This is a genomic window from Bradyrhizobium sp. BWA-3-5, assembly GCF_032917985.1.
Lineage (GTDB): Bacteria > Pseudomonadota > Alphaproteobacteria > Rhizobiales > Xanthobacteraceae > Bradyrhizobium.
Window position 1 is genome coordinate 6,850,713 of record NZ_CP136626.1, and the last position, 24,807, is coordinate 6,875,519.

22 protein-coding genes and 1 pseudogene are annotated in these 24,807 nt (G+C 64.3%); 12 read left to right on the forward strand and 11 right to left on the reverse strand.

Annotated features, from left to right (window positions below; all coding sequences use genetic code 11):
- Positions 1 to 54 precede the first annotated feature (54 nt).
- Positions 55 to 1,062 (forward strand): chemotaxis protein CheB, encoded by a 1,008-nt coding sequence (locus RX331_RS32860; RefSeq protein ID WP_317253734.1) that lies wholly within the window; start codon positions 55 to 57, stop codon positions 1,060 to 1,062.
- A 24-nt stretch (positions 1,063 to 1,086) separates the two neighbouring features.
- Here RX331_RS32860 and RX331_RS32865 read toward each other — a convergent pair whose 3' ends face one another.
- Positions 1,087 to 1,812: a Crp/Fnr family transcriptional regulator gene (locus tag RX331_RS32865; protein WP_317253735.1), complete on the reverse strand. Its 726-nt coding sequence runs from the start codon at positions 1,810 to 1,812 to the stop codon at positions 1,087 to 1,089.
- A 292-nt stretch (positions 1,813 to 2,104) separates the two neighbouring features.
- Here RX331_RS32865 and RX331_RS32870 point away from each other — a divergent pair, with 292 nt between their 5' ends.
- Positions 2,105 to 3,697: a gamma-glutamyltransferase gene (locus RX331_RS32870; protein WP_317253736.1), complete on the forward strand. Its 1,593-nt coding sequence runs from the start codon at positions 2,105 to 2,107 to the stop codon at positions 3,695 to 3,697.
- A 129-nt stretch (positions 3,698 to 3,826) separates the two neighbouring features.
- On the opposite strand, the gene RX331_RS32875 is transcribed toward RX331_RS32870, so the two are convergent.
- The 6 genes from RX331_RS32875 to RX331_RS32900 form a co-directional block, all read right to left on the reverse strand.
- Positions 3,827 to 5,200 (reverse strand): DUF1236 domain-containing protein, encoded by a 1,374-nt coding sequence (locus RX331_RS32875; RefSeq protein WP_317253737.1) that lies wholly within the window; start codon positions 5,198 to 5,200, stop codon positions 3,827 to 3,829.
- Positions 5,201 to 5,277: 77 nt separating this feature from the next.
- Entirely contained in the window at positions 5,278 to 5,643 is a 366-nt protein-coding gene (locus RX331_RS32880) for a tripartite tricarboxylate transporter substrate-binding protein (protein ID WP_317253738.1), read from the reverse strand.
- A gap of 59 nt (positions 5,644 to 5,702) precedes the next feature.
- Positions 5,703 to 6,995: an FAD-binding oxidoreductase gene (locus tag RX331_RS32885; RefSeq protein WP_317253739.1), complete on the reverse strand. Its 1,293-nt coding sequence runs from the start codon at positions 6,993 to 6,995 to the stop codon at positions 5,703 to 5,705.
- A 10-nt stretch (positions 6,996 to 7,005) separates the two neighbouring features.
- Positions 7,006 to 7,737 (reverse strand): amino acid ABC transporter ATP-binding protein, encoded by a 732-nt coding sequence (locus RX331_RS32890; protein WP_317253740.1) that lies wholly within the window; start codon positions 7,735 to 7,737, stop codon positions 7,006 to 7,008.
- A complete protein-coding gene (locus RX331_RS32895) occupies positions 7,734 to 8,387 on the reverse strand; it encodes an amino acid ABC transporter permease (protein ID WP_317253741.1) in 654 nt (217 codons plus the stop codon). Before RX331_RS32895 ends, RX331_RS32890 begins: the two co-directional genes overlap by 4 nt.
- 56 nt (positions 8,388 to 8,443) lie before the next feature.
- A complete protein-coding gene (locus RX331_RS32900; protein ID WP_317253742.1) occupies positions 8,444 to 9,211 on the reverse strand; it encodes an ABC transporter substrate-binding protein in 768 nt (255 codons plus the stop codon).
- Positions 9,212 to 9,421: 210 nt separating this feature from the next.
- Between RX331_RS32900 and RX331_RS32905 the strand changes: the two genes are divergently transcribed.
- Together RX331_RS32905 and RX331_RS32910 are read left to right on the forward strand one after the other, a co-directional pair.
- Positions 9,422 to 10,057, forward strand: a complete 636-nt coding sequence (locus RX331_RS32905; protein ID WP_317253743.1) for a cupin domain-containing protein — start codon at positions 9,422 to 9,424, stop codon at positions 10,055 to 10,057.
- 31 nt (positions 10,058 to 10,088) lie between these two features.
- Entirely contained in the window at positions 10,089 to 12,386 is a 2,298-nt protein-coding gene (locus RX331_RS32910; protein WP_317253744.1) for a molybdopterin guanine dinucleotide-containing S/N-oxide reductase, read from the forward strand.
- 133 nt (positions 12,387 to 12,519) lie between these two features.
- On the opposite strand, the gene RX331_RS32915 is transcribed toward RX331_RS32910, so the two are convergent.
- Together RX331_RS32915 and RX331_RS32920 are read right to left on the reverse strand one after the other, a co-directional pair.
- Positions 12,520 to 13,788, reverse strand: coding sequence for a D-amino acid dehydrogenase (locus RX331_RS32915; protein WP_317253745.1), 1,269 nt, complete (start codon positions 13,786 to 13,788; stop codon positions 12,520 to 12,522).
- 62 nt (positions 13,789 to 13,850) lie between these two features.
- Positions 13,851 to 15,179: an aspartate aminotransferase family protein gene (locus RX331_RS32920; protein WP_317253746.1), complete on the reverse strand. Its 1,329-nt coding sequence runs from the start codon at positions 15,177 to 15,179 to the stop codon at positions 13,851 to 13,853.
- A gap of 155 nt (positions 15,180 to 15,334) precedes the next feature.
- Here RX331_RS32920 and RX331_RS32925 point away from each other — a divergent pair, with 155 nt between their 5' ends.
- Positions 15,335 to 15,883: a cupin domain-containing protein gene (locus RX331_RS32925; protein ID WP_317253747.1), complete on the forward strand. Its 549-nt coding sequence runs from the start codon at positions 15,335 to 15,337 to the stop codon at positions 15,881 to 15,883.
- Positions 15,884 to 16,047: 164 nt separating this feature from the next.
- Positions 16,048 to 17,643 (forward strand): ATP-binding protein, encoded by a 1,596-nt coding sequence (locus RX331_RS32930; protein WP_317253748.1) that lies wholly within the window; start codon positions 16,048 to 16,050, stop codon positions 17,641 to 17,643.
- A gap of 60 nt (positions 17,644 to 17,703) precedes the next feature.
- Here RX331_RS32930 and RX331_RS32935 read toward each other — a convergent pair whose 3' ends face one another.
- The gene (locus RX331_RS32935; protein ID WP_317253749.1) at positions 17,704 to 18,315 is read right to left on the reverse strand and encodes a helix-turn-helix domain-containing protein; all 612 of its coding nucleotides are present in this window, start codon (positions 18,313 to 18,315) and stop codon (positions 17,704 to 17,706) included.
- Between the two features lie 95 nt (positions 18,316 to 18,410).
- On the opposite strand from RX331_RS32935, the gene RX331_RS32940 reads away from it, so the two are divergent.
- Positions 18,411 to 18,545 (forward strand): hypothetical protein, encoded by a 135-nt coding sequence (locus RX331_RS32940; protein WP_317253750.1) that lies wholly within the window; start codon positions 18,411 to 18,413, stop codon positions 18,543 to 18,545.
- Positions 18,546 to 18,575: 30 nt separating this feature from the next.
- Complete coding sequence (locus RX331_RS32945; RefSeq protein WP_317253751.1) at positions 18,576 to 19,355, forward strand: crotonase/enoyl-CoA hydratase family protein; 780 nt, start codon at positions 18,576 to 18,578, stop codon at positions 19,353 to 19,355.
- Between the two features lie 17 nt (positions 19,356 to 19,372).
- Here the strand turns inward: RX331_RS32945 and RX331_RS32950 are convergent, their stop codons facing one another.
- Positions 19,373 to 20,299, reverse strand: a complete 927-nt coding sequence (locus tag RX331_RS32950) for a LysR family transcriptional regulator (RefSeq protein WP_317253752.1) — start codon at positions 20,297 to 20,299, stop codon at positions 19,373 to 19,375.
- A gap of 82 nt (positions 20,300 to 20,381) precedes the next feature.
- Between RX331_RS32950 and RX331_RS32955 the strand changes: the two genes are divergently transcribed.
- The 4 genes and pseudogenes from RX331_RS32955 (at position 20,382) to RX331_RS32970 (ending at position 24,794) form a co-directional block, all read left to right on the forward strand.
- Entirely contained in the window at positions 20,382 to 20,813 is a 432-nt protein-coding gene (locus tag RX331_RS32955; RefSeq protein ID WP_317253753.1) for a cupin domain-containing protein, read from the forward strand.
- 124 nt (positions 20,814 to 20,937) lie between these two features.
- Positions 20,938 to 21,340, forward strand: a pseudogene (locus RX331_RS32960) (DUF4864 domain-containing protein).
- A 224-nt stretch (positions 21,341 to 21,564) separates the two neighbouring features.
- Positions 21,565 to 23,475, forward strand: a complete 1,911-nt coding sequence (locus tag RX331_RS32965) for a serine protease (protein WP_317253754.1) — start codon at positions 21,565 to 21,567, stop codon at positions 23,473 to 23,475.
- Positions 23,457 to 24,794 (forward strand): metallohydrolase, encoded by a 1,338-nt coding sequence (locus RX331_RS32970; RefSeq protein ID WP_317253755.1) that lies wholly within the window; start codon positions 23,457 to 23,459, stop codon positions 24,792 to 24,794. Before RX331_RS32965 ends, RX331_RS32970 begins: the two co-directional genes overlap by 19 nt.
- Positions 24,795 to 24,807 lie beyond the last annotated feature (13 nt).

Sequence of the window (24,807 nt, forward strand, 5' to 3'; positions counted from 1 at the left end):
GAACAAGGTGGTGCCGCGGCCATTGTCCTTCGGGGTCAAAGATGGAGTTCGCGGATGGCCAATCGGAACGTTCTGGCGATTGGCACGTCGGCGGGCGGCGTCGAAGCTTTGCGCTTTCTCGCCTCCGAATTTCCCCGCGACTTTCCTGCCTCGGTGCTGGCAGTCATTCATCTGTCGGCGCAATACCAGTCATCGCTCGACTCCATTCTGACGCAGGCAGGCCCGCTGCCGGCGCGCTTCGCCAAGGACGATACGACCGTGGAGCCCGCCCAGATCTATATCGGCCCGCCCGACAGCCATCTTATTCTCGAAGGCGACAAGCTTCGGCTCGGCCAGGGTCCACGGGAGAACAATACCCGCCCCGCGATCGATCCCTTGTTCCGCTCGGTGGCGCAATGCTGCGGCTACCGCGCGGTCGGCGCCGTGCTGACCGGCACGCTTGGCGATGGCGCATCCGGCCTGCACACCTTGCACGAGTATGGCGGGCTCACGGTGGTCCAGGATCCGAACGACGCCGCCTTCTCCGGAATGCCGGAGGCGGCCCTGACCAACTTCACCCCCGACCACGTCACGAGCCTCGCCGGGATGCCGGTACTGTTTCAGCGTCTCCTCAATGAACCGCAGGGAAAACCCATCGAGCCATCTTCCGACCTGATCTACGAGGTCGATCTGGCCAAGGGAAGGAACGGCAGCATGAGCCAACTGGATCAGATGGCCGAGCGGTCCCTGTTGGCCTGCCCGGATTGTCACGGCGTGATGTGGCAGATCAAGGAAGGCGACCTCATCCGCTACCGCTGCCACGTCGGCCACGCCTATACCGCCGAACTGATGAGCCTGGCGCTCGACGAGACACTGCGACGCGCCCTGAATAGCGGCTTACGCGCATTGGACGAGCGAATTGCACTGTCTCGAAGACTGTTCGAGCAGGCGAAGAATGCCGGCCGCACCCACCTTGCGGAATCTTGGCGTAAGAAGCTTGCCGAATGCGAGCAGGAAGCCGAAATCCTCAGGGACTCGATCAAGCGCTTCGATCATCTGGCAGCCCGATCCGTGCAGCGCTGAGATTCACCGGCGGGAGGCCACACATCACACGCAGCGCTGGATCCGCGTATCGGCCTCCACGTCAGCGAACATCCGCTGAAAGTTGGCCCGGACCGCATCGTCGCATTCGCAAGCCCGCTTCCTGATCTGTTCGATATCGTGGATATGGAGCCGCCCCCGGCTGTAGGATATCAGCCCGGCGCCCTGCAACGCCCCGGCTACCGTCGTCACGCTGGTGCGCCGCACGCCCATCATCCGCGCAAAGAACTCCTGGGTCAGCAACAGATCGGGACCGGCGAGGTCGTGCATGCGCGCCAGCCACTTGCAGGTGCGGGCCTCGATGTCGTGGACCGCATTGCAGGCAGCGGTTTGCTGCACCTGGGAAAGAAAGAACTGCTCGTACTTGATCAGCAGCGCCTTGAAGTCGGGCAATTCGTTCGCCAGCACACGCAGCCGGTCGGGGCCGATCGCCGAGGCCTTGCCGGGGATCTGCACAGTGACGAGGTTCAAGGAGACCTTGTCATCGAGCGCCTGGCTCGCACCGAAGACGCCGTCATGGCCGACCATGCCGGTTTCGATGGTCGAGCCGTCGGAGAGCTCGACGATGCTAGAGATGATGCCGGAATGCGGAAAATAGACCCGCCGAATGTGCTGATGAGGTTCGGCAAGCACCTCTCCCGCAGCCAACTCAACGACCGAAAGATGCGGCCCGAGGCGCGCCAGCGTCGCTGGCACAAGCCGGCCAAGCAGGAAGTTCGAAGCGTGAGGCATTTTTTGACCCTCTACGGTCCGCCAGTTCGCTATTGCCAGCGAGCTGCACACCAAGCCAACTTCCCATTTTCAGAAAGATTGCGACGTGCCCGAAGCTTGTGCAAGCCTAAAATCGGCTGACTGCCATCTACGACTTCCGAATGAGGCCCTGCGCTCAGGGCCCTACCGGCGTTCCGGAATATCTCCTAAGGGAGGGAACCCGTATCGCTTCGTTGCGAGGCCGGTACAGCAGCAAGTCCGCTGCAGTGCTGCCGGAAACCAAATCCACCGCACGGATAACGAGAGCCAGCTGATGCGCGACCAGTTCTCCAACAACCAACAAACCCGCAAGCCAGCCGTGAGTTCCAAAGGCGGCGTCGTTGCGGCGCAATCGCGCCGGGCGGCCGAAGTCGGCGCCGAGGTGCTGGCCGCCGGCGGCGATTGTGTCGATGCGGTCATCGCGACGACGTTCGCGCTCGGTGTGCTCGAGCCCTGGATGAGCGGGCCCGGCGGCGGCGGTGCGATGGTGCTCTACCGGGCGCGCGAAGATCGCTATGAAGTGATCGATTACGGCATGCGCGCGCCGGCGAGCCTGAACGTCGCGGATTATCCGCTGGCCGGCGGCGGGGCGGCTTCCGACATCTTTCCGTGGGCACGCGTCAAGGACGACCGCAACATGCACGGCCCCGGTTCGATCGCCGTGCCCGGCGTGGTCGCCGGCATGGACGAAGCGCATCGCCGCCACGCCAAAATGCCGTGGAAGGAATTGCTGGCGCCGATCGTCAGGCTTGCCGGCGAAGGCCTCGCGGTCGACTGGTGGACCACCGTGATGATTTCGAGCGCGGCTGCGGATCTGCGCCGTTATGGCGCGAGCGCCGCCGCCTATCTCGTCGACGGCCTGCCGCCGAACCCGCAATGGGGCATCCGCTCGGTGATCCGTCTGCCGCAGGATCGCCTCAAGGCTACGATGGCGCAGCTTGCGAGTGCCGGCGCACGCGACTTCTACGAAGGCGATCTGGCGGCGAGCCTTGTTGCCGACATCAAGGCGGCCGGCGGCACGCTGTCGCTGGAAGACCTCAAGCCGTTCCGCGCCCAGTTGCGCGAGCCGCTGGTGATCCCCTATCGGAGCGGCACGGTGTTCGCGACGCCCGAACTCACCGCAGGCCCGACGCTGTCGCGCGTGCTCGGCCTGCTGCAGAAGGAGCTTTCCCCGGCGCGCGGCGGGCCGGATGCCGCGGCTTACGCCGCCTATGCATCGGCGCTGCAGGCCGCCTACCGTGAACGCCTGAAGGGCATGGGCGACGAGGATGGCCGGCGCTCGCTCGGCACTGAGGCGCTGGCGCCGGCCTGCACCACGCATTTCTCGGCGGTCGATCGCGACGGCAACATGGCGGCGGTGACGCAGACCCTGCTCTCGACCTTCGGCTCAAAATTCGTCACGGAAGCGACCGGCATCACCATGAACAACGGCATCATGTGGTTCGACCCGACGCCGGGCATGACGAATTCGCTGGCGCCCGGCAAGCGCTGCCTGACCAACTACACGCCGGTGCTGGCGCAGGCATCCGACGGCTGCCGCGTTGCGGTCGGCGCGTCCGGCGGCCGGCGCATCCTGCCCGCGGTCAGCCAGCTGCTATCGTTCGTGATGGATTACGGCATGGACCTTGACGCCGCGATCCACCAGCCGCGCATCGATGCCAGCGAAGGCGCAATCGTGATTGGCGACAAACGCCTGCCGCAGGCCACGCATGATGCACTCGCCGCACGCTTCGACTACGAGCGCGCGGGAAGCCAGACCCTGCCGATGAAATTTGCCGTCCCCAGCATGGTGATGCGCAGCGGCGACACCAACAGCGGCGCCAGCGAGCCGTTCCACGCCTGGAGCGAGGCCGTGGCGGAGGGATAATCGGTTGTTCTCACCGTCATGCCCGGGCTTGACCCGGGCATCCACGGTTTCGCTTTGAGTGGCAAAACAAAACGTGGATGGCCGGGACAAGCCCGGCCATGACGAGAGAGTATTGATGTGAAGTGCAGACTATCTTGTCTGCGCCTCGATCGTCACTGTGCAATCAGCACCGCTCTGACCGGACACCACGATCTGTCCATCCGGCGAGCCCATCGCAATCGGCGGGGTCGTCGCACCGCCGGGCACCTGCACCGTGACGCTGATGGATTGCTGCTGCGCCGCGGCTCCGACGGTCTGTGGCGTCAGTTCGGTGACGTTGCCGGCGGTATCGCGCCGCATGATGCGGCACGGCGAGGCGCCACCGGCGGCCGCCGTCGTGCCGGTGTATCCGGCTGTGCCGGTGGTGCTGCCAGTGCCGCCGGCGCCGCCCGCCGCGTGGATGCGCGAGGCGTCGCGCGGGATCTGGCTTACGATCCGGTGCGTGCGCGGCTCGACGATCACGATCTCCTCTTCAGTCGTGAAGTAATCATAGCCGCGATATTCCGGTTCGATCGACACGATGGTATCTGGCAGCCGATGGAAGCGGACGCGATCCGGCACCCGCTCGCCGACGCGGATTGAAATGCTCAGATTGCGCTCGGGCTCCGCCAGACGCTCGCGGGTCAGGGTCTGCGAAATCCGCACCTGCTTGTCCGTCGACAGATTGGACTGCTGGCTGACCTGCGTCTGGTTGGTCTGGCTCTGTGTGGACTGGCTCTGCGTGGTCTGGTTGGTCGAGCCAGCCGGCGCGGTTTGCGCATTGGTGGAAGGCTGCTGCCGCGTGGTGTCGGTCGCAGTCGACGGCTGTTTTGCATCCTTGCTCATATCCTTGCCCTGCTCCGCAGCATTCTTCGAGCTGTCGCGCTGGTCGCGGCCCGCGTCCTTCTGCGTCGTGCCCGTGCCCTCGCGCTCCTTCTGAGCGGCCGTGGTGCCTTCCTTGCCTTCCTTGGACTTGTCCGATTCCGCGCGCGATTTTTCGCGATCGCTGTCGCGCTTCATCTCGGCGCTGCCCTTGCTGTCTTTGGCGCTGTCCTTGGCGTCCTTGCCTTCGCGCGCCGTTTGGTCGCGGCTGCCGTGGTGAGAATCTTGGCGGGAATCCTGCGCGCGCTCGGTGGATTTCGCATCCTCGCCACGGCCGCGCTTGTCATCGGCAGCGGTTGCCGGGCGTTCGCTCGACGCCTTGCCCCGCTCCTCGCTCTGACGGGAACCGGCGCCCCTTTCCTCGCGGCCGGCCGCCCCCTTCTGTTCCGCGGCTTGCCCGCGTTCCTGCGCCCGCTCGGCGCCGCGTTCCTGCGATGCACCACCCTTGCCGGTATCTGCCGGCCGCATCTGTTTCTGCTCTTCGCCTCTTGCGCTCGGCGCCTGGCCATAGGACACGGCCGGAGCCAGCATCAGGCAGATAATTCCCGTCGATAACAGCAACTGCTTGCGCATGTGGACGTCCTCCAGATCGGCGTTACGCATGCGAACGTTCGCCGCCGCCGGAGGTTCCGCACGCCGGTTGGAATTGCAGTCGCTCCTGAGCTGTCCCTTACCCGCGCTCACTGCGCCGCCTTGTTTGTCGACACGATCTCGCGCAGCTTCACGCGCTGTTCCTCAATCGCGCCGGCAAACTGCGCGGCGTTCAGCATACGCACCTTGACGCCGGCCGCCTGCAGCCGCGAATTGATCTCCGCATTTTTGCCAACGATGGCGATGTCATCGGCGATCCCATTACGAACGGCCGCCGGCAAATCGCGTCCGCCGAAGAAGCCCACCACGCCATCGAAGGTGAGTTCGGGGAATCCCGCTTCCATCGCGGTCGGCACATCAGGCGCGATCGGCGAGCGCTCCCGGTTGGTGACCATCAGCAGCCTTGCCTTGCCGCTGGCGACAGTGGGCATCATGGTAGCAGGCGCCGACACCATTACCTGAATGCGGTTTTCGGCGAGGTCTTGCAGCGCCGGGGCGACGTTTGAGCAGAAGGTTAGATGCCAAGCCGGTCCCGCACCCGTCCCGCCATGACGGCGGCGGCGACGCCGAGCGGCCAGAAGGCGTGCATCGGCATCGGCTTGATGCCGGTGATGGGCATATCGATGGCGACATTCTTGCCACCGGCGAGGCGGCGCGCCAGTTGCGCGCCCATCGCGGTCGATAGCGCGACGCCGCGGCCGTTGCAGCCGAGCGAGATCAACAGATTCTCCGTGGGCTCATGCACATGGGGATAGTGATCGGGTGTGATCGCGAGCCGGCTGTTCCAGCCGTGAGTCCACTTCACGCCCTTGATCTGCGGCCACAGCCGCTCGGCATAACGGATCAGGTAGGCGACATCGGCGGGCTTATCGATCCAGCGCATCGGCCCGCGGCCGCCCATCAACAGGCGATTATGCTGGTCGATGCGGTAATAGACCGTGATGTGCCCGCTTTCGTAGAGCACCGGGCGCGTCGGCATGATCGCGCGGGCAACTTCATCGGAAAGCGGCTCGGTGGCCGTGATCGAGGAGAACACCGGCACGATGGAGCGGCGCAGGCCGGGCCACAGATTATCGGTAAACCCGTTGGTCGCCAGCAGCACCTTCTCGGCGCGCACGACCGCACGCGGCGTTTCGATGCGCCAGGTGGCGCCTTCGCGCGACAAGGCGAGCGCCGGCGTCTCGCCATGCACGGCCGCGCCGGCCGAGATCGCGGCGCGCGCGAGGCCGCGCGCATAACTCAGCGGATGCAGATCGCCGCCGCGACTGTCCAGCATGGCGCAGAGATAGCGGTCGGTGCCGGTCATCTCGCGCATCTGCTCGCGGTTCAGAAATCTTACCGGCATTCCGCGGCGGATGCATTGCTTGGCCGTGCTCTCGATGGCCGCGGCGCTTGCCTCATTATAAGCCGCGCGCAGCGTGCCGTTCTGCCGTGCCTCGCAGGGGATCTGGTGGCGGCGGATCAGGTCGAATGTGTAGTTGGTGGTGCCGTAGGCAAAGGCGATCATCCGGCCGCCGAGCTCGGTGCCGAAATCCGCCTCGATCTTATCAGGGTCGTGCTTCAGCCCCGGATTGACCTGGCCGCCATTGTTGCCCGAGGCGCCCCAGCCCGGCTCGCGCGCTTCCAGCACGGTGACGCCTGTGCCCTGCTCGGCCAGATGCAGAGCGGTCGAAAGCCCGGTGAAGCCGCCGCCGACGATGGCAACTGCAACTCTCTTGTCGGCCGTGAGCGGCGGCGTCGCTGCCGGCGCGACCGCCGTATCGGCATAGAGACTCGGGGGCAGCGGCAGTCGAGCGGGCGCAGTCATGTTTGATAACTCAGAGCGGATGCAGCACGCGCCGCAAAAAATCCTGCGTGCGCGCATGCTGCGGTTGGTTGAGCACGGATTTCGCAGGCCCCTGCTCGACGATCACCCCGCCATCGATAAACAGCACACGGTCGGCGACATCGCGGGCAAATCCCATCTCGTGGGTGACGACGACCATGGTCATGCCGTCATCGGCGAGCTTGCGCATCACCGAGAGCACCTCGCCGACCAGTTCCGGATCGAGCGCCGAGGTCGGCTCGTCGAACAGAATCGCCTTCGGCTGCATCGCCAGCGCCCGCGCAATCGCGACGCGCTGCTGCTGTCCGCCGGAGAGTTGCGGCGGATAGCTATCCGCCTTCTCGGCCAGCCCCACCTGCGCCAGCAGCGCGCGGCCGCGCTTCAGTGCCTCAGCGCGCGGCTCCTTCTTGACATAGACCGGGCCCTCGATGACGTTCTCGAGCGCGGTGCGGTGCGGAAACAGGTTAAAGCGCTGGAACACCATCGAAACCTGCGTCCGGATCGAAACGATCGACGACGCATTGCGATCGACCCGCGCGCCTTCGACGCGGATGTCGCCGCTGTCGTAGCTCTCCAATCCGTTGATGCAGCGCAGGATGGTGGATTTGCCCGAACCCGAGGGGCCGACGATGCAAACCACCTCGCTCTTCGCAATCGACGCGGAGATTCCCTTGAGCACCTCGACCTTGCCAAAGCTCTTGTGAACATCCGCCAGCTCCATCATTTCCGGTTCGCCTTCTTCTCGAAATGCCGAACCAGCAGAATGAGCGGAATGCTCATGGTCAGATACATCAGCGCCACCAGCGTAAACACGCTGGTGTTCTTGAAGGTCGAGGACGCAATCAACTTGCCCTGCAGCGCCAGCTCGGCCACCGTGATGGTGGAGGCCTGCGAGGAATCCTTCAGCAGCATGATCATGATGTTGCCGTAAGGCGGCAACACGATCTTCACCGCCTGCGGCAGCACCACCCGACGCATGGTGAGCCACCAGCCCATGCCGATGGTCTGCGCGGCCTCGATCTGCCCCTTGTCGATCGCCTCGATACCGGCGCGAAAATTTTCCGACTGATAGGCGGAATAGGCGATGCCGAGCCCGAGAATCGAGGCCTGCAGCGCCGTCAATGCGATGCCGAAATCCGGCATCACGAAATACAGGTAGAACAGCAGCACGATGATCGGGATGCCGCGGATTACATTGATCAGGCCGGCACTCAGGCCGACCAGCACACTGACGCCGGATACCCGCAGCAGCGCCCAGAAAAGCCCGAGCACGGTCGATAGCGCCAGCGAACCGATGGTGACGACAATCGTCAGCCAGACGCCCTGCAGCAGGATCGGCACGAACTCGACGGCGTCGCTGAAAAACTTTTGCATCGGCTCAGGTCAGGGTTGCGTCCTGCCAAGGGAATGTTGCGGCGTGGCTCAAGAGATCAGGAAGCGTCGGCCTTCTGTCCCCATTTCTCAAGAATTTTGCCGATCGCGCCGCTTTTCTTGAGCTTGGCGAGTGAGGCATTGATCTTGCCGAGCAGCTCGGTGTCGCTCTTGCGCACCCCGATCGCAACGGTACCAACGGTGACCGGCTTGTAGGAATCGACCAGACGTACCTCGGCGAAATTGCCCTGCTTGAGATTGTAGGCGAGGATCGGGTAGTCAGCAAAACCCGCCTTGAGGCGGCCGGCATTCACATCGCGCAGGATGTCGGGAATGGTGTCGTAGACCTTGACCTCGCTGAACAGCCCGGTTTTCTTCAATGCGTCGACAAAGGCCGTTCCCACCTGGGCGCCGACGGCCTCGCCCTTGAGATCATCCTGCGAGGCGTAATTCTTCGAGTCGGTCTTCGGGACCACGAGCCCCTCACCATAGGTGTAGACGGCGTCGGAGAAATCGATCACCTCCTTGCGTGCCGCGGTTGCGAACATCGCGGCCGAAATGATGTCGATCTTGTTCGAGGTCAGCGACGGCACGAGCGCCGAGAACTGCATCGGCTCGATCTGCACCTTGAAGCCGGCGTCGTTGCCGATCTCGGTGATGAGATCCACCATGATGCCCTGGATGCTGTTGGTCTTGGTGTCGAGGAAGGTGAAGGGCACGCCGGTCGGCGTCGAGCCCACCTTCAGCACCTGCTGCGCGGATGCCGGCATCGCGGCCAAAAGAACAAACGCCGCCATCGCGGCCTGAACGAAACGCTTCAGAGCCATCGCACCACCTCCCGAATTGAACGCCGGCCCTAAGCGTTTCGCCCGCGTTCGACCAAAGGGTTGCGGGACAAGCCGTTCAGGCCTATTTTCACCAATATGAAATTGTGGTCACACTTCCCCGGGCATTGCAAGCCATTTTCATCCACATGAAGGAAGCAGCCTGACGTGAGCGGCGGCAAAAGGATCAGGAAATCTGCCCCGAGAGCGCGGATGAAGGCCGGCAAGGCAAGGGCTGCGTCGAAGGCGAAGCCGGCCGCCAAGCCAGCCGAGCCCGCGATGGATGTTGCGGTCGGCCACCGCATCCGCGAACTGCGCCGCGAGCACAGGCTGTCGCTGGAGACGATTGCCGCGCGAACCGATCTGTCGATCGGCTTCCTCAGCCAGATCGAGCGCGGCCTGTCGTCGCCGTCGCTGCGCGTGCTGGCAACGCTTGCCGACGTGCTCGGCGTCGGCATTGCCGCATTGTTCGGCGCCGGGCATAGCGCGGATGCCGCTTCGGATGGCGTGGTGACGCGCCAGTTGCAGCGCGCCGAACTGAAACTGTGGCGCACCGGCATTTCCAAGCAATTGCTGAGTCCGGCGGGAACGGAAAACCGGCTCAACCTGTTTCTCGTCCACATGGAGCCCGGCGGCAACACCGGCGACGAACTCTACACCCATGACGGCGAAGAGGCCGGCCTCGTGCTGGAAGGCGAGATGACGCTAACGGTCGACGCCGAAACCTGGACGCTGAAAACCGGCGACAGTTTTCGTTTCGCCAGCCGCCGGCCACATCGCTTTTCAAATCCGGCAGATGATGCGAAGGCAGTTGTGCTATGGGTGAACTGCGTGACGCAGGCGGGGTGAGCCCGGAGTAAATAGCAGTCTGGAGTGAATGATGGATCAGGCCGCAGACGATTGGGTTCCACACAGCGCGCACTGGGGAGCCTTTTCCGCGCGATGGAATGGCGCCAGTCTCGACGTCACGCCTTACGAGGGCGATCCGGCCCCCTCACCGCTGCTGCAGAATTTTTCCAACGCCATGCGCCACAAGGCGCGCATCCTCCGTCCGATGGTGCGCCAGGCATGGCTGGATCGCGGCATACGCAGCGAGCGCACGTTCGACCAGAAATTCGTCGCATGCCCCTGGGACGAAGTGCTCGACCTGCTCGCAACCGAATTGTCGCGTATCAAAACCGAGCATGGCGCCGCGGCGGTCTATGGCGGCTCCTACGGCTGGTCCAGCGCCGGACGTTTCCACCACGCGCAGAGCCAGGTTCACCGGTTCCTGAACATGGCATTCGGCGGCTATGTGCGCTCGGTGAACAGTTACAGCGCCGGCGCCTCGGCCGTGATCCTGCCGCACGTGATGGGCGGCTATGAGGCCATCTCGCGCCATAACGTGACCTGGGATGCGATCGCCGAGCATAGCGATACGGTGCTGGCCTTCGGCGGCATGGCCGTAAAGAATGCGGATGTCGCGAGCGGCGGCGTCAGCCGTCATATCGAGCGCGACGCAATGCAACGGGCTGCGCGCCGCGGCGCCGTCTTCTACAACGTTGCGCCGCTGCGCGACGACATGCCGGAAGAGGCCGGCGGCCGGTGGTTGCCGATCAAGGTCGGCACCGATGTCGCGCTGATGCTGGCGCTGGCGCATACGCTGCTTGTCGAAAACCTCTGGGACAGCGGCTTCGTCGCGCGCTATTGCACCGGCTTCGACATTTTCGAGCGCTATCTGCTCGGCCGCGACGATCATCAGCCAAAGGATGCGGCATGGGCGGCCGATATTGTCGGCCTTCCGGCTACAGCAATCATCGACCTCGCCCGCCGCCTGCCGCGCGGGCGCACCCTGATCACGGTCTCGCATTCGCTGCAGCGCGCGCAATATGGCGAGCAGCCGGTGTGGATGGGCGCGGTGCTGGCGGCGATGCTCGGCCAGATCGGCCTGCCGGGCGGCGGCTATCATTACGCGCTCGGCGCCCTCGGCCATACCGGCCGCCGGCCCAACGCCGTGCCAATCCCGACGCTGCCGCAAGGCAAGAACGGCGTCGCCGACTTCATCCCGGTCGGGCGTGTCGCCGACATGCTGCTGCATCCCGGCGAGCGGTTCGATTATAACGGCCGCGCGATGCACTACCCCGACATCAAGCTGGTCTATTGGGCGGGCGGCAACCCGTTCCACCATCACCAGGACACCAACCGGCTGCGCCGCGCTTTCAACGTCCCGCAAACCATCGTCGTGCACGAAAGCGCCTGGACGCCGATGGCGAAATTTGCCGACATCGTGCTGCCGGCGTCGATGACGCTAGAGCGCGACGATATCGGTGCCGCCGCCACCGATCCGAGGCTGGTGGCGATGCGTCGGGCCGTCGATCCGATCGGCGAAGCCCGCGACGATTTCGACATCTTTGCTGACCTGTCGCGGCGCCTCGGCGTCGAACAGGCTTTTACGGAAGGACGCAACAGTCGGCAGTGGCTCGCGCATCTTTACGAGCCGACGCGGCGCGCGCTGTTCGATGCTGGTTGGGATGCCCCTGACTTCGAGGAGTTCTGGCGGCGCGGCGAACTCGCATTGCCTTCCGCTCCCGATGACGGCGGCTTCCTGCGTGCCTTCCGCAACGATCCCGTCGGCAACAAACTGCCGACGCCGAGCGGCAAGATCGAGATCTCTTCGGAAACCATCGCGGGCTTCGGCTACGACGACTGCCCATCCCACCCGGCATGGCTGCCCTCGACCGAACCGCCGGATGCACGCCACCCGCTGACGCTGATCGCCAACCAGCCGGCGACGCGGCTGCACAGCCAGCTCGATTTCGGCGCGTACAGTCAGTCAAAGAAGGTCGTCGGCCGCGAACCGGTCCGTCTCAACCCCGCTGATGCAGCCTGCCGCGGCATCAAGAATGCCGACATCGTCCGCCTGTTCAACGATCGCGGCGCGTGCCTCGCCGCTGCCGTCCTTTCGCACGACGTCATGCAAGGCGTGATGCAACTATCCACCGGCGCCTGGTACGATCCGCAGGCCGGCGTGGCGGAGTATCCGCTGTGCGTTCATGGCAATCCGAACGTCCTGACCCGTGACATCGGCACGTCGCGGCTCGCACAAGGCTGCTGCGGTCAGGTGACGGTGGTCGAGTGCGAGAAGTATCAGGGAGAGCTGCCCGACATCCGCGCCTTCGATCCTCCGGAGCAGGAGTGAAGCGGTGACGGGAACGAGCTAGCTCCACCGTCATCGCGAGGAGCGAAGCGACGAAGCAATCCATCTATCCCTGCGCTGTGAGATGGATCGCTTCGCTTCGCTCGCATTGACGGGGTCGAGAGTTGCGCTTGTCTTACCCAAACCTTGAATCGTACCGGCTTACATTCAGCTCGCTCACATCGATGTCCGGTTTCCGCCCCGAGATCAGGTCCGCCATCACGCGCCCCGAGCCGCAGGCCATGGTCCAGCCGAGCGTGCCGTGGCCGGTGTTGAGGTGCAGATTGCTAAAGCGCGTGGCGCCGATCACCGGCGGGCCATCCGGCGTCATCGGGCGCAGGCCGCTCCAAAACGTCGCCTTGCTCAAATCACCGCCGCGCGGAAACATGTCGGTCAGCGAATGGTCGAGCGTCGCACGCCGTGCCGCGTCGAGCGTATTCGAATAGCCCGAAATTTCCGCGGTGCCGCCGACGCGGATGCGATCCCCCAACCGGGTGATCGCGACCTTATAGCTCTCGTCCATCACGGTCGAGACCGGCGCGCCGTCGGGATCGGTGATCGGCACCGTGATCGAATAGCCCTTCACGGGATAGACCGGAACGGAAATGCCGATCGGCTTGAGCATGCGCGGCGACCAGCTGCCGAGCGCGGCCACATAGGCGTCGCCTTGGAAGAACAGGCCTGTGCTGGTGGCGACGCCCGATATCTTGTCGCCATCGGCGACCAGCCGCTCGATCGCCGTATTGAAGTGGAACTGCACGCCGAGCTTGGCCGCTTCCTGGGCCAGCGCCTGCGTAAACATGTGGCAATCGCCGGTCTCGTCCTGCGGCAGCCGCAAGCCCCCGACGAACTTGTCCTTCACGCCGGCCAGCGCCGGCTCCGCGCCGATGCAGCCGTTGCGATCGAGCACCTCGTAAGGCACGCCATACTGCTTGAGCACGGCGATGTCGCTACCCGTCGAATCGAGCTGCTTCTGCTTGCGGAACAGCTGCAGCGTACCCTGGCTGCGCTCGTCATATTTGATGCCGATCTCGGCACGCAGCGCCCGCAGGCAATCGCGGCTGTATTCGGCGATCGGGATCATCCGGCTCTTGTTGACGGCGTAGCGCGCGGCCGTGCAGTTGCGCAGCATCTTCAGCCCCCAGATCCACATCACAGGATCGAGCTTGGGCCAGATCACCAGCGGGCCGTGCCGCATCAATAGCCATTTGATCGCCTTGACCGGAACGCCCGGCCCCGCCCAGGGCGAGGAATAGCCGGGCGAAACCTCGCCGGCATTGGCAAAGCTGGTTTCCTGCGCGGGTGCGGCCTGGCGGTCGACGACGACCACTTCGTGGCCGGCGCGCGCCAGATAGTAGGCCGTGGTGACGCCGATCACGCCACTGCCGAGAACGATGACTTTCACAATGCCTCACAGATTTGCCGCGGCAATGTTGCCGCGGCTACTGTCTTCTTAACCAGCAAGGATCAGGCCACCCGCTTGATCGCGTCGCCGAGGATCGAGACGATGTCGTCGATGTGGCTCTTCTCGACGATCAGGGGCGGCGACAAGGCAAAGCTGTCGCCGCTCATGCGCAAATAAAGCCCGCGATTGAAGCAGTCGACCATCACGTCATAGCCGCGCAGGCCGACGCCTTCCTTGCGCGGCGCGACTTCGACCGCGCCCATCAGGCCGACATTTCTGATATCGACGACGTTCGGCAAACCTTTAAGCGAATGCAGGCCGTCGCGCCAGTAGTCGGCCATCGACGCAACGCGGGTCAGCAGCTTCTCGTCCTTGTAGATGTCGAGCGTCGCAAGGCCGGCGGCGCAGGCGGTCGGATGCGCCGAATAGGTGTAGCCGTGGAACAGCTCGATGGTGCCTTCCGGCCCGGTCATCAGCCCGTCATGGATCTTGCGGCTGGCGAACACGGCGCCGCACGGCACGGTGCCGTTGGTGATGCCCTTGGCGGTCGTCATCATGTCGGGCGTGACGCCGAAATAATCGGCGGCGAACGGCGTGCCGAGACGGCCGAAGCCGGTGATCACCTCGTCGAAGATCAAGAGGATGCCGTGCTTGTCGGCGATCTCGCGCAGGCGCTTCAGATAGCCCTTTGGCGGCGGCAACACCGCGGTCGAGCCGGGCACCGGCTCGACGATCACGGCGGCGATGGTGTCGGCGCCATGCAGCGCCACCATCCGCTCGAGATCGTCGGCGAGGTCGGCGCCATGCTCCGGCAGATCCTTGGCGAAGGCGTTGCGGGTGAGGTCATGGGTGTGGCGGATGTGATCGACGCCGGGCAGATGGGTCGCAAAGGCGCGGCGGTTCGCCACCATGCCGCCGACCGACATACCGCCGAAGCCGACGCCGTGATAGCCGCGCTCGCGGCCGATCAGGCGCGTGCGCGTGCCCTGCCCGATGGCGCGCTGATAGGCCAGCGCGATCTTCAGCGCGGTGTCGACCGATTCAGAGCCCGAATTGGTGAAGAAGATGCGATCGAGCCCCTTCGGCGCGATCTCGGTGAGGCGCTCGGCGAAATCGAAGGCCAGCGGATGGCCCATGTTGAACGAGGGCGCGAAGTCGAGGTTGGTCAGGCTGCGCTCGACGGCGGCGGCGATCTGGCGGCGGCCATGGCCGGCATTGACGCACCACAGGCCGGCGGAGCCGTCGATCACCTTGCGGCCGTCGACGGTGGTGTAGTGCATGCCCTCGGCAGAGGCGAACAGGCGCGGCGCTTTCTTGAACTGCCGGTTGGCCGTGAAAGGCATCCAGAACGAGTCGGTCTGCAGGGTGTTCGGCTTTTGGTGAACGGTCACGGGCTTAGCTCCTTTGCTGGCAGCTCAAGCCAACACCGGGCCACGCTCGGGAAGCCATAACAAGTCCTTTTCTTCGCTCCTGCAACCTATTGATTTTACTAGCCTCAATAGGGCATATTTGTTCGATCCGAAACACCTGCAACAGGGATTTTCCGATGAGCGTCGATATCGGCGGGCGACTCCGATTCATCCGTTCCAGGCACAAGCTGTCGCAGCGCGAGCTGGCCAAGCGTTCCGGAGTGACCAATTCAACGATCTCGCTGATCGAATCCAACCAGATGAACCCCTCGGTCGGGGCGCTGAAGCGCATCCTCGACGGCCTGCCGATGGGGCTCGCCGAGTTCTTTGCGATCGAGCCGGAGCGGCCGCGCAAGGCGTTCTACCGCTCCGACGAGCTGACCGAGATCGGCAAGAAACCGATCTCCTACCGCCAGGTCGGCGACAATCTGTTCGGCCGCGCGTTGCAAATCCTCAAAGAGCGTTACGAGCCCGGCAGCGACACCGGCCGCGTGCCGCTGACCCATGACGGCGAGGAAGGCGGCATCGTGGTCTCCGGCCGGCTCGAGGTCACCGTCGACGACGAGCGCCGCATCCTCGATCCCGGCGATGCCTATTATTTCGAGAGCCGAAGGCCGCACCGCTTCCGCTGCGTCGGCGCCAAGCCGTGCGAAGTGATCAGCGCCTGCACACCGCCGACCTTCTGAGCGGCGAGAAATAAATTTCTATAAATCCGCTGCAGCGTTGTGATGATGACGCCCGGCGCTGCGCTTGCGCAGGTTGCAAAAAAGCTGAATAGTTTACGTGATCCGACGCAGAAATCGGAAGCGTGCGGCTGCACGCATGCAGCCGCTTGTTGGAGCTTTTTCGCATGTCGAAGCTCACCGAGCACGCCGCGTGCCTGCTGTGGAAGCCGGACTTGATCTGGCTGAATGTCGTTTCCGATGCGATGAGTGCCATCGCCCTTCTTACGACGGCCTATGTCCTCGCCTTCTTCGCGTGGCGGCGCTACCGCGAGCTGATGTTCCGGGGCGTATTCCTGATATTCGCGCTCTTCGTCGCGGTCTGCGGGGTGACCCGCCTGCTATCGATCTTCACCATGTGGACGCCGGCCTATGAAATCGAGGCCCTCGCCAAAGCCTTCCTGGCACTGATCTCGATCCCGGTCACGGCAGCACTCCTGCTGGCGCTGCCGCGAATCCTGGTGCTGCCGACGCGCATTCAGCTTGCCAATGCCTATAGCGCGCTCGAGGAGGAAGTCAGGCAGCGCCGCGAGGCCGAGGCTATGGTCAAGCGGTTTGAAGAGAAGGAGGCCACCGAGGCCAAGGTGCGGCAAGCGCAGAAGATGGAGGCCATCGGCCAGCTCACCGGCGGCGTGGCGCACGACTTCAACAACATTCTGACCGTGATCACCGGCACCATCGAAATCCTCGCCGATGCCGTCAAGGATCGCCCGCATCTCACCCAGATCACCGATCTGATGGGCGGGGCCGCGGCACGGGGGGCCGAGCTGACCAAGCATTTGCTCGCCTTCTCCCGCCGGCAGCCGCTGCAGCCGCGCAATACCGACGTCAACGCACTGGTGATCGAAGCGGCACGTCTGCTGCGCCCGACGCTGGGCGAGCACATCGAAATCGAATCGATGCTGGCGCACGATTCGGCGCCGGCCCTGATCGACCCCAGCCAGCTATCGACCGCGATCCTGAACCTTGCTTTGAACGCGCGCGACGCCATGCCCGATGGCGGCAAGCTGACACTGGAAACCAAGAACGTGGTGCTCGATGAGAACTATGCCCGCCTGAACAGCGAGGTGAAACCGGGCAACTACGTCATGATCGCCGTGAGCGACACCGGGGAAGGCATCCCCGGCAACCTGCTCGAAAAGGTGTTCGAACCGTTCTTCACCACCAAGGAGGCCGGCAAGGGCTCGGGGCTCGGCCTCAGCATGGTGTACGGCTTTGCCCGGCAGTCGAACGGTCACATCAAGATCTACAGCGAGGTGGGCCACGGCACGAGCGTGAAGCTATACTTGCCGCAGGCCACGAGTGCCGGCACGCAGGAGCCCGCCGGCGAGACGGGCTCCTACGCCGGCGAACATAGCGACGAGACGATCCTGATCGTCGAGGACGATCCGCTGGTCCGCCAATATGTCCTGGCGCAAATCACCCGTTTCGGATTCCGCACGCTCGCCGCTGCCAACGCCACCGAGGCACTGGCGATCATCGATGGACCTGACAGGGTCAACCTGCTGTTCACTGACGTCATGCTCCCCGGCGGCGTAAATGGCCGCCAGCTTGCGACCGAGGCGGTGAAACGACGCCCGGGCCTCAAGGTGCTGTACACCTCCGGTTATGCCGAGAATGCCCTCGTCCATCACGGCCGCCTCGATGCCGGCGTGCTGCTGCTGCCAAAACCCTACGTCAGCGCCGACCTGGCGCGAATGCTTCTGATCGCGCTGGCATCGTGAGTTCTTCTGGATAGATAACCGCCTTACTCAGGAGCGGCGCAGGCGCGTGCCGGGCCGGGATCACTCCTCCAGCGCGCTGGCAAGCAGCAGCTCGAGCTCCTGCCTGACGTCGTCGAGCGGTTGGGCGCTGCGCGCGGCGCGGCACATCGCGACCGTTCCTTCCGTCGATGCGATGACGAGGGCTGCGAGCCGCCGGGCGCGCGCCGGCGCGACGCCTTCGCGCCGCAGCGCCGTGAACATGATCTGCTGCCAATCGGCAAACACGCCATTGGCGAGATCGAGCAGATGCTGCTGCGCGGCTTCATCGGGCTCGCCGTCCTTCTCGGTGGCGTCGTTGACATATTGCTCGACCGCGACCGCGAGCACGGGGCAGCCGGCCTGAAATTTCGTCCGCTCCAGCCTCTGGCGCCACAGTGCGATGAAGGTGCGCAGGCCCGCGACCGCGCCGCGCGTTTCCGTGAGGTGCGCGAGCGGCCCGCTCACCTGCTTGCCGGCGAACAGCAGTGCGTCCTCGATCAATTGCAGCTTGCCGCGCGGAAAGTGATGGCCGATCGAGCCGCGCGGCGTGCCGGTGTGGCGCACCACCTCGCGCATGCTGGTGGCGTTGACGCCGCGGCGGCTCATCAGGTCGGCGGCGCCTGCCACCATCTTGGCGCGGGTAACAGATGTCATCGGGTTCCTCGTCGGCGGGATAACTTATCCTAGATTATGACGCTTGACATAGCCAGCCTCGTGTGGAGTTATGACGATCGTCATAGCCGGTGCCGATGCCGGCAAGGAGCTGGGGCTCGCGCGGCGGCGTGCTGTCGTTCCCCGACCTGCTCGAGCACGGCCCGTCACATTTTTCGCCGGAGCGCGCCGCTGCGATTCGAACCGCGCTCGCGGTCAAATACGAACGATAGCGCAATGAACATAACGACGGGGAAGGAAGCATGAGCACTGAGGGAAAAATCCGCACCGAGACCCATGATCGCATCTTCAAGATCATCATCGACAATCCCGCCAAGAAGAACGCGTTCTCGCCGGCGATGATGGAGCAGCTGTCGGACGCGCTGACCGAGCTGCACAACAACGACAGCTATTGGGTCGGCGTGATCTGCGCCGAGGGAAAGGATTTCACCGCGGGTCTCGACATGCCGAAATTCTTCGGCCCCAACGCCGAGAAGCGCAATTTCAGGGAAGGCAATGTCGATGTGTTCGGCCTGCAGAAGCGCTGCAGAAAGCCGATTGTCACGGCGGTGCAGGGCATCGTCTTCACCATCGGCATCGAATTGATGCTGGCGGGCGACATCGTGGTGGCCGCGGACGACGCCCGCTTCTGCCAGATGGAGTCCAAGCGCGGCATCGCCCCGCTCGGCGGCGCGCACTTCCGCTTCCTGTCCCGCACCGGCTGGGGCAATGCGATGTATCACCTGTTCCTGTGCGACGAGTTCACGGCGGCGCGCGCCCGCGAGATCGGCCTGGTGCAGGAGGTGGTGCCGGCGGGCCAAGAGGTCGAGCGCGCCATGGCGCTGGCAAGGATCATCGCAAGCAATGCGCCGCTCGGCATCCAGGCCACCAAGGAAGCCGCCCTGAAATATATTGAACAGGGCGAGCAGGCGGCGATCGCCTACATTCCGAAGGTCCGCGAGCGCGTGCTGAACAGCGCCGATGCGCGCGAGGGCATTCAATCCTTTATCGAGCGGCGCGCCGCGGTATTCCAGGGGAAGTGATTAGGACGCTCGCGTCCTCACCCCGTCAGGATCGGCTTCAGCGCATCGCGCTGCTCGATGATGTAATCGAAGAAGGCGGCAATGCGCGGCACACGGCGGATGTCGGGATGTGTGAGCAGCCGCCAGCTTCGCGTCAGCTCCGGCACCGGTCCCAGCACGCGGATCAGGTCCGGCTCGGCATCGCCGAGCGCCGTCGGCAACGGTCCTATCCCGGCGCCTGATTTCACCGCGGACACAAGCCCAAGCACGCTGTTGTTGCGCACCGGCATTTTGGCGCCGGGCGCGACCTCCTTCAGCCACTTGGCGGCGCGGTGACCGGTCAACGACTCATCGAAGCCGATGAGCGGAAATTGTGCTAAGTCTTCGACACGATCGGGCTTGCCGTGACGGGCGACATAATCCCGGCTGGCGTAGACCGCCCACAAAGAGTCCGCGATCTTCCGCCCGATCAATTCATCGTCGGTATCACCTGAGCGAAATGCGACGTCGACCTCGCCCTTCGACAGGTCGAGATAGCGGTCACTGGTGATGAACTCGACCCGCAGATGCGGATGGCGGGCATGAAACCGTTCAATCAGGCCCGACTGCGTCATGCGGATGACGATCGGCTCGGGACAGGTGACACGGATCGTGCCCTTCATGTCTTGCTCGGCATCGGTGGCGCGCCGCTGAAAATCCCCGACCGCGGCCTCGATGCGTTCGGCGAAGGGCAGTAATGTGGTGCCGTATTCGGTGAGGCGATAGCCGCTGGCTTGCCGCGTCACCAGCGCCTGCCCGATCCGGCGTTCGAGTTCTTCGAGGCGTCGATGCACGGTTGACTGGCTGGTGCCGAGCGCCTTGCCGGCGGCGATCGTGCTGCCATGGCGCGCGACGGCAAGAAAGTATTTCAGGTCGTTCCAGTCGAACATGCGGCCATTATGCACTTTTGGAGCGGGCCCTCGCAATCTTGCGGCTCCCGCGGCATGGCCGCGCCGCCATAGGGTTTTTGCGCCCAAACAGCTTTCATAACGAACAAAGGAGCGATACATGCGCAGCCATCTCATCCCCGGCCTCGCCCTGCTCGCCGGCCTCGGCGCCGGCAGTCCGGCATGGGCACAACAGCACGGCGCGGCCGCCCCCAATATCGCCAAGCCGAACATGGTGCTGCAGCAGGTCGTCGAGGGATTACCGACGGACGACAGGCAGACCGTGCGGGTGATGACGGCGACCTTCAAGCCTGGCGACAAGACCGTCTATCACACCCATCGTTTTCCGGTGACGGTCTACGTCCTCGAAGGCGCCTTCACGCTCGAACTCGACGGCCGCCCGCCGCTCACGGTGAAGGCCGGTGAGGCCCTGGTCGAGCCGCCCAAGGTGCCGATGACCGGCTATAACCGCAGCGCCACAGAACCGACGAAAGTGGTCATTTTCTATGTCAGCGCCAACGACACGCCGTTTCTCGATCTGATGGGGCACTAGGAGATCGCATCGGCATGGCGTGGCCGGCTATGCCGCGCTTGCCAAGCCAGTCGTGATTTGCGCGCATGTCGGGCCGTGTGTAACCTTGACACGGCTGGACTGACACGAGAAGCGGGAGTGTGCCGTGCGCGCAATCTTGATCCTCGCCATCCTGCTCGGCCTTTGCGCCCCTGCCCGCGCCGACGACGTCGCCGCGGCGCAAAGCGTGATCCGCGCGCAGGAGCAGGCGTTCAGCCGAGACGACGCTGCGGCCGCCTATTCCCATGCGGCGCCCGAGATCAGGCAGCTCTTCCCGCAGGCCGACATCTTCATGCAGATGGTCCGCCAGGGCTACGCGCCGGTCTATCGCCACAAAAGCTTCGAAGTTCGGCGAAGCGCGCGCCGCCGGCGGCCATATCGCCCAGCGCGTCCACATCGTCGACGACAATGGCGAGGTGTGGGAGGCGATGTATACGCTGGAGCAGCAGAGCGACGGCAGCCTGAAGATCACCGGCTGCTCGCTGTTGAAGGCGGGACAGTCGGTATAGAGGCAGCGGGCTTGCCCCGCATGGCGGGATCGAGGCTCTTGCATCCGCCCACCGCCGAAATATACTTCGCTCGATTTTACCCGTTTTGATTGTTTCACGACCGTCCCGAATTTGCAGGACGCCTTTCGAAATTCATACTCGGCCTTAGTTGCAACGGCCACCGATTCGCGCGGGCCGCTGGCTTTGAGGTCGCGGCGGAGCCATTCCTGCAGGAGAGCCGAGACATGGGCACTTCAGCGAAAAAGAAGAACACGACGAAGAAGACCGGGACGCCGCGGGAAAAGCCCGAGCGCAAGCTGACGCGCGAGATGATGATCGATCTGTACCAGGCGCGGCAGTATCTCGGGCTCGACACGCTCAAGGAAACCGGCCTGCGCATGAAGGTGCGCGTCTACTTCAAGGACCCGGCGGTCGCGGCAAGCACCGAGGGCGCCGGCATCGACGACGACTTCACCACGCCCTGGGAGCCGGGGCTCGCGGACGGCCCGACCAGCGCGCGCTTCGCCGTGGTCGACTACGACGCGACCAGGAACGTGCTGACGCCGCCTGCGATCTGGCACCCGCGCAACAACTGCTATCTGGCGCCCGACCGCAAGACCGTGCTCGATGACAACGTCAAGAAGCTCTATCAGTACCATCAACTGAGCGTCTGGGCGACGGTCCAGAACACGCTCGATTTCTTCGAGAGCGGCGCCGGGCTCGGCCGCCGGATCAGCTGGGCGTTCGAGGGCAACCGCCTGATCATCGTGCCGCACGCCGGCTACGGCGAGAACGCCTATTACGACCGGGGCAGCAAATCGCTGCAGCTCTACTGGTTCGAGAGCGAGAAGGGCACGGTCTACACCTGCCTGTCGACCGACATCGTGAACCACGAGTTTGGCCACGCGGTGCTCGACGGGCTACGGCCGCATTACTATGAATCCGTTCTCGCCGAGACTGCGGCGTTTCACGAATTCCTCGGCGACCTCACCGCCCTGCTGATGGCTTTCAGCAACAACGCCTTCCGCAAGGCGGTGCTCAAGGAAAGCAACGGCGAGCTCACCAACGCACAGTTGCTGGCGGGGCTGGCGCGCGAATTCGGGCAAGCGACCGCGAACGCTCCCTACCTCCGGACCGCCCTGAACAAGCTCACGATGCAGGATCTTGCCGGCAATCTGGAGCCGCATGCGCTGTCGGAGGTGCTGACCGGGGCCATCTTCGACATCCTCATGGGGGTGTTCGCCAAGCACCAGAAGAATGAGGTCGAGCGCGCAAAGGCCGGCCGCAGCGCCAAGCCGAGCGACATCCGTGCGCTCGCCGATACCGTCCCCCGCATGCAGATGCTCGCCATCCAGCCGCTCGACCTGCTGCCGCCCTGCTCCGTGACGTTCCGCGATTACGCGCTGGCCGTGCTACGCGCCGAATACGTCGCCAACCCGACCGATCCATCGGGCTATCGCGAGTTGATGATCGACTGCTTCATCAAGCGCGGTATTCTCGACGAGGTCGACCGCGCGTGGCTGATGGAGAACGGGCCGGTGTTTCGCCGCCCGGCGTTGGATGTCTTCCACTCCGTCGAATCGATCGGCGCCTCGCGCGGTGGCGCCTACCGCTTTCTCGACGACAATCGCGCCAAGCTTTTCATTCCGTCCAGCGCCGACATCGACGTCCCCGAGGTGATACGCGCCAGCAAGCGCAGCCGTGACAGGTTGCCGCTGCCGCAGCAGACCATCGTGCAATATCTCTGGCGCGAGGAGCTGGTGCTCGAAGGCGAAAGGTTCGGCCGGTTTGCCGGCGAGCGAACCACGATGCTGTGCGGCGCCACGATCGTTCTCGACCAGAATGGCAATCTGATCCACTGGGCGCGCAAGCCCGGCACCGCCGCCGTCGGCACCTCGCAGGTGGCGCTCAACGAGCAGGCCGAGGGCGTTCGCCGGCGCAACGAGTTGCTCGACACGCTCGCCGCGCGCATCGCCGCGGGCATGGTCGGCGAATCGATCGGCGGCGAGCTCGGCCTGCTGCAGCGCGCCACGCCGCCATTCACCGTCGAGCGCGTCGACGGCGCGCTGCGCTTTGGCCTCGCGCCGCATTTCGCGCTCGACGACGACCACGAACACGACGGCACGGGGGATCGGCAATGGCAAATAAGCTTCTGATCCGGCTCTACGACGTCGGCCTCGGCGACTGCATCTATTGCCGGATTCCGAACGCCCACGAGAGCGGCCGGGATTTCCATATCCTGATCGACTGCGGAACGCTGAGCAGCACCGATTATCTGGAAGCCGCCCTCGACAATCTGAAGACCATGCTGCCCGAGATCGACGGCAAGCGTCACGTCGATCTGCTTGTCGTGACCCACGAGCACAAGGATCATATGACCGGCTTCGGCCTCGATCTCTGGGGCGGGCTGTCGTTCGGCGCGATCTGGATGAGCGCGGCGATGGACCTCGACCATCCTGAGGCGAAGCGGGCCAAGAAGCTGCACAGTTTCGCGGCCAATGCCATGGAACAGGCGGTGCGGCTCAATTTGTCGCTCAGCCCGCCCTTGATGGAGCTCGCTGCGGCACTCGCGCTCAACAAGAATGCGATGAAGACGCTGCGCGAGACCCTGCCCAAGGCAAGCAAGATCAAGCCGGTCTATGTTCACGCCAACGCGAAGAAGACCGAGCTCGCCCTGCCGCTCAGGGGTGCCGAGGTCAGCGTGCTCGGGCCGGAAAAGGACATCGATTTCTATTATCTCGGCAAGGAAGGTGATCAGACGCTGCGGCGGTTCGGCTTTGGCGATACCAGCCAGCCCGATCCGTCGGCCGCGGTGCCGCGGCCGGACACGGTGCCTACTCCGGCAAATATCGATCCTGCGGATTTCCGCCAGCTCCGCTCGCGCATGCTGTCCACCGCGCTGGCGTTCGCCGATCTCGACGGCAAGGTCTGCAACAACACCAGCGTTGTCCTGCTGATCGAATGGAAGGGCAAGCGGCTGTTGTTCGTCGGCGACGCCGAATGGGACGGCGCGTACAAGGAAGGCAAGGCCAATTGCGCCTGGAACGTGATGTGGAAGCTGCGCAAGGAAAAACTGAAGGGCCCGCTGGCCTTCTACAAGATCGGCCATCACGGCAGCGTCAATGCGACGCCCTGGGGCATGACGCCGGCCGCCAGCGCCGGCGAGCCGCTCGCAATCCTCGACGCCATCCTGCCAGTGCAGTCGAAGGCCGGCGCCCGGGCGATCGTCTCGACACGGCGCGGCAATTACGAAACCATTCCGCGCACCGACCTGCTCGCCGAAATCGGCAAGCGCGTCGCCAACACCAGAAACTACGCCGACGCCTTCAAGAAGGCCGGCAAGAAGACGTCCGAGGTGCCGAAATTCGGCGAATTCGAGAAGGAATCGTTCGCCCAGCCGCAACCGATGCGCACCGACCTCGAACGCATGCTGCAGGATCAGAAGGGCTTTATCGACGTCGAGATCGAGGGGTAGGAAATATTTCGTC

What these genes read in the sequence shown, in the direction of transcription:
- RX331_RS32860 (WP_317253734.1), top strand. Translation starts at nt 55, where the DNA reads ATGGCCAATCGGAACGTTCTGGCGATTGGCACGTCGGCGGGCGGCGTC.
- RX331_RS32865 (WP_317253735.1), bottom strand. Translation starts at nt 1,812, where the DNA reads ATGCCTCACGCTTCGAACTTCCTGCTTGGCCGGCTTGTGCCAGCGACG.
- RX331_RS32870 (WP_317253736.1), top strand. Translation starts at nt 2,105, where the DNA reads ATGCGCGACCAGTTCTCCAACAACCAACAAACCCGCAAGCCAGCCGTG.
- RX331_RS32875 (WP_317253737.1), bottom strand. Translation starts at nt 5,200, where the DNA reads ATGCGTAACGCCGATCTGGAGGACGTCCACATGCGCAAGCAGTTGCTG.
- RX331_RS32880 (WP_317253738.1), bottom strand. Translation starts at nt 5,643, where the DNA reads ATGGTGTCGGCGCCTGCTACCATGATGCCCACTGTCGCCAGCGGCAAG.
- RX331_RS32885 (WP_317253739.1), bottom strand. Translation starts at nt 6,995, where the DNA reads ATGACTGCGCCCGCTCGACTGCCGCTGCCCCCGAGTCTCTATGCCGAT.
- RX331_RS32890 (WP_317253740.1), bottom strand. Translation starts at nt 7,737, where the DNA reads ATGATGGAGCTGGCGGATGTTCACAAGAGCTTTGGCAAGGTCGAGGTG.
- RX331_RS32895 (WP_317253741.1), bottom strand. Translation starts at nt 8,387, where the DNA reads ATGCAAAAGTTTTTCAGCGACGCCGTCGAGTTCGTGCCGATCCTGCTG.
- RX331_RS32900 (WP_317253742.1), bottom strand. Translation starts at nt 9,211, where the DNA reads ATGGCTCTGAAGCGTTTCGTTCAGGCCGCGATGGCGGCGTTTGTTCTT.
- RX331_RS32905 (WP_317253743.1), top strand. Translation starts at nt 9,422, where the DNA reads ATGAAGGCCGGCAAGGCAAGGGCTGCGTCGAAGGCGAAGCCGGCCGCC.
- RX331_RS32910 (WP_317253744.1), top strand. Translation starts at nt 10,089, where the DNA reads ATGGATCAGGCCGCAGACGATTGGGTTCCACACAGCGCGCACTGGGGA.
- RX331_RS32925 (WP_317253747.1), top strand. Translation starts at nt 15,335, where the DNA reads ATGAGCGTCGATATCGGCGGGCGACTCCGATTCATCCGTTCCAGGCAC.
- RX331_RS32930 (WP_317253748.1), top strand. Translation starts at nt 16,048, where the DNA reads ATGTCGAAGCTCACCGAGCACGCCGCGTGCCTGCTGTGGAAGCCGGAC.
- RX331_RS32935 (WP_317253749.1), bottom strand. Translation starts at nt 18,315, where the DNA reads ATGACATCTGTTACCCGCGCCAAGATGGTGGCAGGCGCCGCCGACCTG.
- RX331_RS32940 (WP_317253750.1), top strand. Translation starts at nt 18,411, where the DNA reads ATGCCGGCAAGGAGCTGGGGCTCGCGCGGCGGCGTGCTGTCGTTCCCC.
- RX331_RS32945 (WP_317253751.1), top strand. Translation starts at nt 18,576, where the DNA reads ATGAGCACTGAGGGAAAAATCCGCACCGAGACCCATGATCGCATCTTC.
- RX331_RS32955 (WP_317253753.1), top strand. Translation starts at nt 20,382, where the DNA reads ATGCGCAGCCATCTCATCCCCGGCCTCGCCCTGCTCGCCGGCCTCGGC.
- RX331_RS32965 (WP_317253754.1), top strand. Translation starts at nt 21,565, where the DNA reads ATGGGCACTTCAGCGAAAAAGAAGAACACGACGAAGAAGACCGGGACG.
- RX331_RS32970 (WP_317253755.1), top strand. Translation starts at nt 23,457, where the DNA reads ATGGCAAATAAGCTTCTGATCCGGCTCTACGACGTCGGCCTCGGCGAC.